Origin of the sequence: Sulfurimonas sp., assembly GCF_034005705.1 — a bacterium.
Lineage (GTDB): Bacteria > Campylobacterota > Campylobacteria > Campylobacterales > Sulfurimonadaceae > Sulfurimonas.
The window spans coordinates 114,863-127,782 of the sequence record NZ_JAVEUF010000005.1; the positions used below are offsets into that span (position 1 = coordinate 114,863).

General features: G+C 41.9%; 12 protein-coding genes. 8 read left to right on the forward strand and 4 right to left on the reverse strand.

The annotated features are described in order from the left end of the window. Window positions 1-2 precede the first annotated feature (2 nt). The 4 genes from RBR61_RS04275 to RBR61_RS04290 form a co-directional block, all read right to left on the reverse strand. Entirely contained in the window at window positions 3-1,763 is a 1,761-nt protein-coding gene (locus RBR61_RS04275; protein WP_320342323.1) for a GGDEF domain-containing protein, read from the reverse strand. Between the two features lie 56 nt (window positions 1,764-1,819). Continuing rightward, window positions 1,820-2,563 carry a glutamate racemase gene (gene murI / locus RBR61_RS04280; protein ID WP_320342324.1) on the reverse strand — a complete coding sequence of 248 codons (744 nt, stop codon included), beginning with the start codon at window positions 2,561-2,563 and terminating at the stop codon, window positions 1,820-1,822. 88 nt (window positions 2,564-2,651) lie between these two features. Then, entirely contained in the window at window positions 2,652-3,992 is a 1,341-nt protein-coding gene (gene rho / locus RBR61_RS04285; RefSeq protein WP_320342325.1) for a transcription termination factor Rho, read from the reverse strand. 393 nt (window positions 3,993-4,385) lie between these two features. Then, window positions 4,386-5,522, reverse strand: coding sequence for a methyl-accepting chemotaxis protein (locus RBR61_RS04290; RefSeq protein WP_320342326.1), 1,137 nt, complete (start codon window positions 5,520-5,522; stop codon window positions 4,386-4,388). A 71-nt stretch (window positions 5,523-5,593) separates the two neighbouring features. Here RBR61_RS04290 and surE point away from each other — a divergent pair, with 71 nt between their 5' ends. The 8 genes from surE to RBR61_RS04330 are packed head-to-tail and all read left to right on the forward strand — an operon-like array spanning window position 5,594 to window position 12,919. Beyond that, the gene (gene surE / locus RBR61_RS04295; RefSeq protein ID WP_320342327.1) at window positions 5,594-6,391 is read left to right on the forward strand and encodes a 5'/3'-nucleotidase SurE; all 798 of its coding nucleotides are present in this window, start codon (window positions 5,594-5,596) and stop codon (window positions 6,389-6,391) included. After that, complete coding sequence (locus RBR61_RS04300) at window positions 6,388-7,026, forward strand: ThiF family adenylyltransferase (protein ID WP_320342358.1); 639 nt, start codon at window positions 6,388-6,390, stop codon at window positions 7,024-7,026. The genes surE and RBR61_RS04300 overlap by 4 nt, the downstream gene beginning before the upstream one ends. A 13-nt stretch (window positions 7,027-7,039) precedes the next feature. Further along, the gene (locus RBR61_RS04305) at window positions 7,040-7,291 is read left to right on the forward strand and encodes a thiamine biosynthesis protein ThiF (RefSeq protein WP_320342328.1); all 252 of its coding nucleotides are present in this window, start codon (window positions 7,040-7,042) and stop codon (window positions 7,289-7,291) included. Between the two features lie 51 nt (window positions 7,292-7,342). Further along, complete coding sequence (gene greA / locus RBR61_RS04310) at window positions 7,343-7,840, forward strand: transcription elongation factor GreA (RefSeq protein WP_320342329.1); 498 nt, start codon at window positions 7,343-7,345, stop codon at window positions 7,838-7,840. Continuing rightward, window positions 7,827-8,849, forward strand: a complete 1,023-nt coding sequence (gene argC / locus RBR61_RS04315) for an N-acetyl-gamma-glutamyl-phosphate reductase (RefSeq protein WP_320342330.1) — start codon at window positions 7,827-7,829, stop codon at window positions 8,847-8,849. Before greA ends, argC begins: the two co-directional genes overlap by 14 nt. Further along, window positions 8,839-9,576 carry a UDP-2,3-diacylglucosamine diphosphatase gene (locus tag RBR61_RS04320; protein ID WP_320342331.1) on the forward strand — a complete coding sequence of 246 codons (738 nt, stop codon included), beginning with the start codon at window positions 8,839-8,841 and terminating at the stop codon, window positions 9,574-9,576. Before argC ends, RBR61_RS04320 begins: the two co-directional genes overlap by 11 nt. A gap of 3 nt (window positions 9,577-9,579) precedes the next feature. Beyond that, a complete protein-coding gene (locus RBR61_RS04325; protein WP_320342332.1) occupies window positions 9,580-10,521 on the forward strand; it encodes a chemotaxis protein in 942 nt (313 codons plus the stop codon). Between the two features lie 10 nt (window positions 10,522-10,531). Continuing rightward, window positions 10,532-12,919 (forward strand): chemotaxis protein CheW, encoded by a 2,388-nt coding sequence (locus RBR61_RS04330; protein ID WP_320342333.1) that lies wholly within the window; start codon window positions 10,532-10,534, stop codon window positions 12,917-12,919. Window position 12,920: the final 1 nt, after the last annotated feature.

Here is a 12,920-nt window from a genome sequence, read left to right on the forward strand (position 1 = left end):
AATCATAACAGACAACTGATGGAGATGTGGCTGCTGTCCTGTTTTGCAACTTTTTTTTGAATAGATAAAATAGTATTGATACTATCGGCGCTTCTTTTATTTGCGCCGTTGCGTACTATTAGCAGCGAAGCGCTTACGCAGAGAAGAGGAAACTTTTTTTTATTTCCCTCCCTGTCTGTAGAGATAATATACTCTTTTTCTTTATCCTCTTTTGAGTAGAGTTCTCTTGCGTCGTATTCAAATTTTTGCACTACCTTAGATAGAATTTTTGTGTACTTTTCCTCATTTTGATCATTTGCCTCAACCGCTACAAAAAAATCATCTCCTCCGATATGCCCTTTGAAAAACTCTGATGGCAGATTTTTTCTTAAAATATCCGCAAAAAGTATGATCGCTCTGTCTCCGTTTCTAAAGCCGTAAACATCATTAAAGGCTTTAAAATTGTCTAGATCAAAGTAGCATAAAATATAAGTTTTTTCACTCTCTATGATCTCTGCCATCAGTTTTTCTATCATAGAGTTTCCGGGAAGTTTTGTCAGAGGGTTCTGCTCTCTTGCATGTATTATGTTCTGTTCGTTCATTATGGAGATTATTGCTCTTGCAGATAAAAAACCGTAATATTTTGAGTTGTTTGTAAGAATGATACCGATAGATTCTGAGTTGTTTGAAAAGAGCTCTATAATTGTAGAGATATTGCAGTTTATCTCTGTTATCCCGCACGCCTCTATAAGGTTTATCAGCTTTGATTTTTTAGCACCGTTGTTTGTAAGCAGTGATCTTCCGTAAGGTGAGTAGATAAACTCCTTTATCTTGTTCTCTTGCAAAATGCCTACCGGTTCGTTATGTGAGTTTACTATGATAATGCTCTCGGCTTGAGGGTTTTTTTGAAAATACTCTACAATGGTTCTCATCTCGGTATTTATAGTAAAAGGAGGCTTTTTGTCTATAAATGCTTCTATTTTGCAACTGCTCTCTGTAGCTCTTTTTTCACTGCTTAAAATATCTAAAACATGAGGATATTCACTTAATATCTCAGATACCTCAAGAGTAGGTCTTTGAATAAAGTATCCTTGAACAAAGTGGCATCCTATATCTCTGCAGGTAAGAAGTTCCTCTTTGCTCTCGATCCCCTCGGCGATCACTTTTATGCCAAGCTGAACTGCCAGATGAGTGATGCTTCTTGCCATAAGCTTTTTTTTCACATCTTTTTGTATGTCGCTTAGGAAAAATCTGTCTATTTTTATGATGTCGGGTCTGCTCTCATAAAGAAGCTTGTATCCTGAGTAGCCGACTCCAAAGTCATCTATGGCTATGCAGAAATCTTCGCTTTTGTAGTGCTCCAAGACTTCCTGCATCCTTGAGTTATTTGATATTTCGTGTCTCTCCGAGATCTCAAAGCAGATGCTGTTCTTGCCGATGCCGTATTTTTTTAAAAGTTTGCCCGTATTTCCATGTTTAAAGTTAGGCATCTCAAGCAGTCTGTTGTCGAGGTTGTAAAAGAGTTTTATATTTTCATAATCCTCTACATCTGTGAGTTTTTTAAGAGCTTTTTTTCTGAGTTTTAGGTCAAACGAGTAGAGCAGGTTGTCATCATATACTTCATCAAAGAGTTCAAAAATTGACTCAAAGCCGACCTCTTGGTAGTTTCTAAGAAGCGCTTCAACGGCAAATATCTTTCCGGTATGAATATTAACAATTGGCTGAAATGCAACATCTAAAGTTTTTAAGTTGCGGATCCATTTTTTAGGAAGTTCTAGTTTCATAGCGCAATATTAGCGCCTGATTATTTCATAAATGTTACAAAAAACGGGGAATAATACTATATGCCGAGCCACTTTTTAGCTATGTTTCTCAGCGACTCTGGACTCTCAGAAGCAAAAAACTCCAGTTTCGGCTCATCATATTTTTTGCTAAAATCAAACTCTCTCTCAAGATACTCTACTATAGCGTCTCCCGAATGGATAAGTATGCTTTTTTTGCTGAAGTGATCTTGCAGGGATTTTGAGATTAGAGGGAAATGTGTGCAGCCAAGTATTATTGCATCAGGCGATGAGATGGCGCTGAAGTAGTGTCTAAAAGCAGCCTCTAAAACTTCACCCTCATAGATCTCCTCTTCAACCATAGGAACAAAAAGTCCCGTCGCTTTTGCCTGAAGATTACAAAAACCTTCTGCTCTTAATCCGATCTCATAAGCCTTAGAGTTTATTGTAGCTTTTGTTCCAAGGATTAGTATATTTGAATCTTTGCTCTTAAGCGCATTGGCAGTTGCCAGTATGCCTGCTTCTACAACGCCTATAACGGGACATGAAGATACCTCTCTCATCTCATCAAGTGCGTGTGCGCTCACGGTGTTGCATGCGACGATTATCATATCGAGTTCAAAGTTTTTGAAAAACTCTACGGCCTCTATTGCATAACGGATAATGGTGGTCTTGTCTTTTATGCCGTATGGAACTCTGGCAGTGTCTCCAAAGTAGATGATCTCTTCAAAGAGACGATGTTCAAGCAGGGATTTTACAACAGTTAAACCGCCGATACCGCTGTCAAATACTCCGACCTTCACTCTTTTTCTCCTTTGTCAAGGAAGTGAATCCCTTGACAAATTCCTCTCACTGAAGCTACGCCTAAAGGCGAGAAATCTGACTTCGTCATTACTGATTAGTATTCATACTTTCAAGGAACTCTTCGTTCGTAGCTTTTTTGCCCATAGTAGAGTAGACAAACTTGAGCGCTTCGATCTCGTTTTCCTGTTTGTGGATCATCTGACGAAGGATAAAGACTTTTTGCAGAACCTCAGGACCGATAAGAAGCTCATCTTTTCTTGTTCCTGATTTTAGAATATCTATCGCAGGGAATATTCTTCTCTCAGCGATCTTTCTATCAAGTACGACCTCAGAGTTTCCTGTTCCTTTGAACTCTTCAAAGATGACCTCGTCCATTCTGCTTCCGGTATCTACAAGAGCGGTCGCGATAATTGTCAAACTTCCGCCGTTTTCTATGTTTCTTGCAGCTCCAAAGAATCTTTTTGGCTTATGAAGTGCATTTGCGTCAACACCGCCTGAGAGAACCTTTCCGCTTGAAGGTGTGACAGTATTGTAAGCACGTGCCAGACGGGTAATAGAATCTAGCAGGATAACTACATTACGACCAAGCTCTACGCGTCTTTTTGCCTTCTCTATGACCATCTCGGCAACTTTTACATGGTTTTTTGCAGGCATATCAAATGTAGAGCTGTAAACCTCGCCCTTTACGCTTCTCTCCATATCCGTTACCTCTTCAGGTCTCTCATCGACAAGCAGAACCATCAGGTCTATCTCTGGATGGTTGTGGGTGATACCGTGGGCGATCTCTTTTAAAAGTTCTGTTTTACCGCTTCTTGGAGGTGCGACGATAAGACCGCGCTGACCTTTTCCTATAGGAGCGAAAAGATCCATCATACGGCCTGTTAAGCCTTTTTCTCTATATTCAAGTTTTATCTGATCTGTTGCATAAAGCGGAGTGAGGTTTTCAAAGAGAGGTCTTTTTTTACTCTCTTCAGGCGGAAGACCGTTTACGGCCTCTATTTTAATAAGTGCATAGTATCTCTCTTGGTCTTTTGGAGGGCGAACCTGACCCGTTACGACGTCACCGTTACGAAGAGCAAAACGGCGTATCTGAGTGTTGGAGACGTATGCGTCGTTTATACTCTCGTCAAAACTTTTGTCAATTGAGCGTATAAAACCGTAGCCATCCTGCATGATCTCCAAGATACCGCTAAAGAGGATAAACCCTCCCTGCTCGGTCTGAGCTTTTAGTATCTCAAAGATGAGATCCTGTCTCTTTAGCTCGTTTGGGTTGTCGATGTTTAGCTCAACAGCCATTGCCGTTAGTTCATCTATGCCTTTTACGCGCAGATCTTCAACGCTTAGACCTTTTGCGGGATTGTGTGTTCTTGTCTTTGAGTTGTTGTTAGTTTTGTTTTTGCGGGGTTGTTGTGGAGTGTTCTCACTCATCGGATAGCTGCCTTAATGTTTTTAGATTTTGCCCTGTGGATATTAAACTGCATGCTGCATAGGGAAAGAGTAATTTTTATTGCCACAATTTTACACTAATAGAAGTTATAAAGTCAAGTAGTAAGTAAGAGACCATAAATAAGCTCATAAGCTAACAACATTTAAAAGGTTTAGGTTCAAGGCGAACTTTGTTTGGCGATACTAGTATCGTTAAATGAAGTTCAACGCAAAAGATGAATCTTTTAAATGTTGCCCTTTGGGTAAAAAGATAAGCTACAACCTACTTCGTTAAAAACCCTTGAAACTACTGGTAGCTCCTGCGGATTTTTGCCTTGTATCTTATAGCTTCTTTTTTTATTAGCTATGAAATTATTTATAGTCTCTTACTTATCATCAAGACACTCTGTTTTTAAGGGATGAGACCGCATCCGTGAGCAGTGTGATATTTGACTTTGCGCTCCCGAGCGTCTCATGCGTCGTATCTGCAAGTTTACGAACTTCATCCGCAACTACGGCAAATCCGCGTCCATGCTCTCCAGCGCGTGCCGCTTCTATGGCGGCATTTAGTGCAAGCATGTTCGTCTTGTCCGCGATGTCGGATATTTTATCCAGTATGGCGAATATCTCCTGACTCTGCTGTTGCAGCGATGAGAGCTTCTTTTCAAGCTCTATGTCATCTTTTTTGGGCTCTTTCTCTTCTTGAGTATGTTTTAGAACAAGAGATGATAGCTTCTCCTCCGCCTCTTTTATCTTACTCTTTAGCGCATCACTCTCAAGTTTGTAGTTGTTTTCAAGCCCTAATAAGCTCTCTTTTAGCTCACGGTTTTTCTCCAGAAGCGCTCTGTTCTCACTCAGCAGACACTCTTTTTCTAAAGTGCTCTCTTTCTCTTTTTGATTAAGAGATTCTACTTCTCTTTTTAGTTTTTTAATATCATCAAAAAAAGACTCTTTCTCATCTTCTGCTCTTTGAAGCAGGTTTTTTTGAGATTCACTTTCTCTTTTTTTTATATAGTACGCCCTAACAAGGTAGTAGCCAAGCAAAAGAGCTGTTAAAAAAGATAGAGCTGCGGCAATGATCAAAGGAGTTTGATTTTGCTCTGCTTCTTTGTAAACTATCTTTTCTTTAAAGACCACTCTCTCTTTTACATCTTCATTCGGGCTTTTTTTTGCCTGAGCTTCTATAAGAGAGAGTCCGCTTTGGCTCATCTTGGAGTAGAGCTCTCTTAGCATCTCTATCTCTTTGGGAGCTACTCTATCGTTTTGCTCATGAAGTTTTGCAAATGTCTTTAGCGTCTCCTCTTGTAGTTGCTGAAGGCTCTTTGCCTTGCTCTCATCAAGAGATAGCGCTGTGGTTATCTTCTCATGCGTTGAGAGTACAAGGTAGTACAGAAGTAGCTTCTCTTCGGTAGTTAGGTTTACAGAGAGTCTGTCTATCTCACTGTTTAGTTGATTATAGCTGTTCTCGATATCCAGTATCTGGGATGCAAAAATAGACAGAGATAAAAGTATTGATAATAGTAGTAATTTCATCTCTTTTTCATAGCATTTTTTATGCCACAAGCATAATTAAAAAATTTGAACTTTAATGATAGAATAACGTCATGAAAAAAAGATACAGAATATTAGTAACAAATGATGACGGATATGAGGCAAAAGGACTTTTGAGCTTGGTAGAGGCTCTTAGAGAGATAGAGGATGTCGAGGTTACTGTAGTTGCACCTGCAAGCGAGAAGTCTGCATGCGGGCACTCTCTTACCATTATACGTCCTCTTCGTTTTGTAGGCGTTGAAGACAACTTCTTTAAGCTCGATGACGGAACTCCTAGTGACTGCGTATATCTTGCGCTCAGTACAATGTTCGTTGATGCCAAACCTGATCTGCTTATCAGCGGGATAAACCGCGGCTCGAACATGGGTGAGGATATTACCTACTCCGGAACGGCTGCAGGGGCTATGGAGGGTGTTTTACATGACATACCATCTATAGCCATATCTCAGGTGATGGACTTTACCGATCCGGGCGGCGATTTTACTCTGGCTCAAGAGACGATAAAAAAGCTTGTCATAAAGATAAAAGAGGGCTCTTTTCCGCTTCCAGAGAGAGAGTTTTTAAATGTTAACATCCCTCCAAACATTGATATTGAGAACCCGAAGATGCTTATCACCTACGCTGGCTACAGACTGTACGCGAACGACTCACATCTGCATAGAAACCCAAGGGGTGAGGAGTACTACTGGCTTGGGACACATCCGCTCAACTTCTCTGCGCGTAAAGGAAAAGATGGCGTAAGCGATTATGAGGCTATAAAATCGGGAAATATATCCATAACGCCGATTCAGCTTGATATGAGCGCTTATAAAAGCATAGATAGACTCAAAGAGTGGATAGAGCAGAAGTGAGACATGAGCGAATAAAGAGTCTTTTTGGCGATGACTTTTCAAAACTTCAAAATGCAAAAGTCCTGCTTCTTGGAGTCGGAGGGGTAGGCGGGCACTGCCTTGACTGCCTCAGCAGAAGCGGTGTGGAGCATATTACGATAGTAGATTTTGACACCTATGACAAAAGCAACCAAAACCGTCAAATGTGGTCGGAACTTCATGAGGGAGAGGTCAAGGTAGAGGCGCTCAAAAAACACTATCCGCACATAGAGACCATAAACGCAAAGATAGATGAGCAGTGGGTCTGGGATTTTGACTTTGAGCCTTATGACATAGTGCTCGATGCCATAGACGACACAAAAGCAAAGCTCGCTCTTGCGCAGAAGTGTTACAAAAAACTCATCTCATCATTCGGCTCTGCTAAAAGGGTCGATCCTACTAAAGTGCACGTAGACGATATCTGGAAGAGCCACGGTGACCGCTTTGGCTCAAAAATCCGCTATGAACTAAAAAAACGCGGTTTTAAGAAAAAATATAGAGTAATATTTAGCACAGAGCATGCTAAGGTTAAAGAGAAGGGGAGCTTTAGCGCCGTAACAGGAACTTTTGGGCTTGTCATGTGTGCCGAGGCCGTTAAGAAAATAGTATCAAAATAGAGGAGTATCTGAAATGATTGATGGATTTGATCTGAATGATCCGCTTGTATGCGAAGGTATAGTAGGCGACGGTTGCGGCGGAGGAAGAATCTTTTTCATAAAAAATGAAACGCTCTATGCTCATGACCCGCTCTCAAAAGAGGACACAGAGCTGCTCAAAAATATAAAAAAAGCCCAAAAAATCAGCAAAAGAGGCTGTATTATAACGATAGAGTGCCAAGAGCAAAAGATAGAATTTGACCTATCAAAAGTAAAGCCTCGCTAAAAAAGTCTGGTATAATAAGTAAAAAATTTATGGTTGCAGGGTGACGTATTTATGGAAAAAATTGAGCCGATGACACTGTTTGGGTATAACAAGCTCCAAGCAGAAGTGAAAGATATAAAAAACGTAAAAAGACCCTCCGTGGTCAAGGCGATAGAAGAGGCGCTTGAACATGGGGATCTTAAGGAAAATGCCGAGTATCACGCGGCAAAAGAGCAGCAAAAGCAGATAGACAATCGTTTACAAGAGCTCGCAGACTTGATCAGCAGTGCAAAGATCGTAGATCCAAAAGATCTTGAACACTCAAAAGTAAGTTTCGGCTCAACGGTCGTCGTGTGTGACGTAAATACGGATGAGGAGTTTACCTACACGATAGTTGGCGGATGCGAGAGCAACCCTGATATGGGGCTTCTCTCTTTCAACTCGCCGCTTGCAAAGCAGCTTCTTGGGCGCGAAGAGGGTGATGATGTAAAAGTTCAGCTTCCAAACGGAACAAAAGAGTTCGAGATAGTCGAAGTAAGATATCAGGAGATAGTCTTTGAGTGCAATTAATGTCGGAGTCATAGGTGCTAGCGGATATACGGGGCTTGAGCTTTTAAAGATCCTTATCCACCATCCAAAGTTCAATCTCTCTTACGTTGCAAATACGGAGGGCGGAACAACGCTTGCATCTCTTCATCCATCACTTGCAAAGGTTTGTGACCTTGAGGTTAAAAAAGCGGACGTTGAGGAGTGTGTGGCGGCTTGCTCACTTGTTTTTTTAGCACTCCCCCATCAGAGCGCAATGGCTTATGTGAAGCCGCTTATTGCAAAGGGCATAAAAGTAGTTGATCTCTCGGCTGACTATAGATTGCCGCAGGATATTTACGAGAAGTTTTACTGCCCGCATACCGATGTGCAAAATCTAGCACAAGCCGTCTACGGTCTTCCTGAACTCTTCCGAGAAGAGTTGAGATCTGCCTCTTTGGTCGCAAACCCTGGGTGTTTTCCGACATCTGCTATTCTTGGCGTTTTGCCGTTCATGAACAAAAGAGTAAAAAACACACCCATAATAGTAGACGCAAAAACAGGTGTCAGCGGAGCGGGAAAAAAACTTAGCGAATCAACTCACTTTGTCAATGTAAACGACAATCTTTTTGCATACAATCCTCTCATGCACAGACATGCACCAGAGATCGCCCAAAAACTTGGAGTTGACTTTGAAGAGGTGCACTTTGTTCCTCATTTATGCCCGATAACGCGCGGTATGCTAAGCTCTATCTATATTCAGGTAGAGGGAGATTTTGATGCGCACGGACTCCTTGAAGCGTACTATAAAGATGCTAAACACGTAAGAGTAAGTAAAAACCCGGTTGACATGAAAAACGTGGCGGGGACAAACTTTTGCGATATATATGTAAAGCAAAGCAAAGCTTCTTTAGAAAAAGGCAATATTCTATTTATATCAAGTGCAATAGACAACCTTATGAGAGGCGCCTCTTCAGCCGCGGTCGTCAATGCCAACCTGATGATGGGGCTTGATGAAGATCTAGGGATACCAAACATAGCCTATGTCCCGTAGTATGGAGATAAAAGAGGGTGCGATAATCGTAGCGGATGCCCACTACTCGCATAAACGCCCACACTTTTTGGAGTTTTTAAAAGATATAGACTCCAAAAAGATATCCTGCCCGCAGCTCATCTTGATGGGCGATATATTTGATGCGCTTTTTGGCGAGATACCCCAAACCCATAAAATAAACCAAGAAGCTCTTAATCTCATAAACAGGATATCCTCAGAAATAGAGGTGCTCTATCTGGAGGGAAACCATGATTTTAATCTTACGGCCGTTTTTCCAAAAGTCAAGGTGTTCCCGATCTCGGCGCAACCCGTAGAGTGCGGCATTAGAGGGAAAAAAGTTCTTCTCTCTCACGGTGACATCGAGAGTGATATGGGGTATAAAATATATACCGCTCTCATTAGAAGCTCCTGTGTGTTGTATCTGCTACGAGCAATTGACTCCATAAGCAATCACTACATACTAAAGAGGCTTGATGAGTATCTTGGTAAAAAAAATGATTGCAAAGAGTTTGTAGGTCTGGAGGAGTTTATGGCTAAAAGACTTGATGGCAAATATAGCTGTGATTACTTTATAGAGGGTCATTTTCATCAAAACAGAAGCGTGAGGTTAAAAGATTTTCTATATATAAATCTTGGGGCTTTTGCGTGCAATCAAAGATATTTTATTGTAGAATTTAAAGACGGCATACAATTTTTGCAGGAAAAAATTTTCTCAAAAGGAAATTAAAATATGAATATAGAACATTCACTCAAAGTAGGCTCGAATGAGATGGAACTTGTGGATTTTCGTATCTTCAAACAAGAAGATGACAGAGTCTACGAGGGCATTTACGGGGTAAATGTCTCAAAAGTTCGAGAGATAATAAAGTTACCGAAATTAACAGAATTACCGGGTACTCCTGAGTTTATTGAGGGTATATTCGATCTAAGAAACGTTGTTATTCCCGTAGTCAATCTAGCAAAGTGGATGAAGATAAAAGAGCCTGAGAACGCTCAAAAAAATGCAAGAGTAATAATCACTGAATTTAATAATGTTCTTATAGGTTTTATAGTCCATGAAGCAAAAAGAATCAGAAGAATAAGCTGGGCGGACATAGAGCCGGCGTCTTTCATGAGCGACGGTGCTACCGTTGACGGCAGCAAGATCACGGGCGTTACAAAAATAGAGGGCGACAATGTTCTTCTTATACTCGACCTTGAGAGCGTTATTCAAGATTTGGGACTATATGAACCAGACACTCAGTTCACTGCGACAGAGAACGAGACTTTCAGCGGAGTTGCTCTTGTTCTAGATGACAGCTCTACTGCCAGAAAGATAGTAAAAGAGGCGCTTGTCAGGATGGGGTTTGATGTTCTTGAAGCGATGGATGGCAAAGAGGGGCTGCAGAAGCTTGATGAGCTTTACGAACTCTACGGCAAAGAGCTTCCGGATACTTTAAAAATTATCATCTCGGATGTAGAGATGCCTAGAATGGACGGCTTTCATTTTGCGGCAAACGTAAAAGAGGATGGCAGATTTGACAATATACCTATCGTCTTTAACTCTTCAATAAGCGATCATTTTAGTGAAGACAGGGGCGTTGAAGCAGGCGGCGAGGCTTATTTGGTCAAGTTCAAAGCAAGCGCATTTTATAATGAAGTGGCACGTATCGTTCGTGCTCATATGAAGTAGGAGTGAAAATATGGATGAATTTCAAGAGATACTGCAAGATTTTTTAGTAGAGTCTTTCGAGCTTATTGAGCAGTTGGACCAGGATTTGGTGGAGCTGGAGAGCAACCCTCAAGACTTAGAACTTTTAAACAGAATATTCCGCGTTGCGCACACGATCAAGGGAGCATCGTCATTTTTGAACTTTGACGTTCTGACTCACTTGACCCACCATATGGAAGATGTTTTAAACAAGGCAAGACACGGTGAGTTGGTTATAGATGCCGACATAATGGATGTTATTTTGGAGTCTATCGATCTAATGAAGGCTCTTTTAAATATGATCCGTGACACAAGTGCTGACGGGGGGATCGACGTATCTGCTTGTGTATCCAGACTTGACAAGTGTACAGGCGGAACCGGAGAGGTCGAGTCTCCTGTCGTAGAAGAGGCATCGGCAGCCGAAGATGAAGCTTCTCAAGACGAAGAAGCTGCTGATGAGAATGAGCCTGACTATGACAATATGGACCCTGACGAACTTGAAGCGGAGATCGAGAGACTTCTTCAGCAGAGACAGGCTGAAGACAAGGCAAAAAGAGAGGCAAAATCTGCATCTGCAGATGAGCAAGATAGCGAAAAAGAGGAGAAGGCGGAGTCTGTAGAACCTGCTTCCAAGACTCCTGTACCTGTTTCGCCTGCACCAAAACCTGCTTCATTAAACGATGACGACAATTCGTCTGACGATGCAAGAGCGGCAGCACCTACGAAAAAGGCTTCTACGGTCGAGCAAACGATACGTGTGGATGTTAAGAGACTTGACCACCTAATGAACCTGATCGGAGAGCTTGTTCTTGCAAAGAATAGACTTATCAAGATCAACGACGACGTTGAAGAGCGTTATGAGGGAGAGGGCTTCTTAGAGGAGCTCAACCAGGTCGTATCTATCGTATCGCTTGTTACTACCGACCTTCAAATAGCGGTTATGAAGACAAGAATGCTTCCAATTGGAAAAGTGTTTAACAAGTTCCCTAGAATGATCCGAGACTTAAGCCGCGAGCTCAACAAAAAAATAGAGCTTGAGATATTCGGTGAAGATACAGAGCTTGACAAATCTATCGTTGAAGAGGTCGGAGATCCGTTAGTCCACATTATCAGAAACTCATGCGACCACGGCATTGAGATACCTGAGATACGTGCAGAGCAGGGCAAGAGCGAGACGGGAACCATTAAACTAAAGGCATACAACGAGGGCAACCAGATCGTTATTCAGATAGATGATGACGGTAAAGGTCTTGATGTAGAGCAATTGAAGAAAAAATCGCTTGAGAAGGGCATTATCACCCAAAAAGAGGCTGAAAATATGAGCGATAAAGAGGCGTTTGCCCTTATCTTCAAGCCAGGTTTCTCAATGGCGGCAAAGGTTACTAACGTATCTGGCCGCGGCGTCGGTATGGATGTTGTAAAGACAAATATTGAAAAACTAAACGGTATCATAGATATAGACAGCGAACTTGGTGTCGGAACATCAATGAAGCTAAAGATTCCGTTGACACTTGCGATCATTCAAGCGCTGCTTGTCGGTGTTCAAGAGGAGCACTACGCTATTCCGCTTGCATCTGTTCTAGAGACAGTGAGAATATCCACCGATGAGGTCTATACGGTTGAGGGTCGCTCTGTTATGAGACTTCGCGAAGATGTCCTTCCTCTTGTACATATCGGAGATATATTTGAAGTAGAGCGCATACTCGACTCAAGCGAATACGCTTATGTCGTAGTTTTAGGTCTTGGAACAAGCAAGCTCGGACTTATTGTAGATACGCTTGTAGGTCAAGAGGAGATCGTTATAAAATCTTTGGGAGAGTTCCTAAAAGGCATCGAAGGAATCGCGGGAGCAACTATTCGCGGTGACGGAGGCGTAACGCTTATCGTTGACGTTGTGGCGATCATGGATATGGCAAAACATGTCAAAGCATCAGCAATAGCCGACTCTACATCAGATGCTGCAATGTTGACGCGCGAGAAGACAAAGGCGAGTGACTATACAGTCATGATAGTTGATGATTCCAAGACGGATAGAACTATTATGAGAAAAGCGCTCGAGCCACTAGGAGTTACTCTGGTTGAAGCAGGTGACGGTCAGGAAGCTCTGAGCATACTAAAGCAGGGTGATTACAATTTTGATGCGATGCTAATCGATATAGAGATGCCTAGAATGGACGGATATACATTGGCGACGGAGATCAAAAAGTATAACCGTTACAAAAACCTGCCTCTAATCGCCGTAACGTCACGTACAGGCAAGTCGGACCGTATGCGCGGCGTAGAGTCCGGAATGGTAGAGTATATAACCAAGCCTTATTCGTCAGACTATCTCTCAAGCGTAGTTCAGAGAAATATTAATTTTAGATCGGAGTTTTTATAAT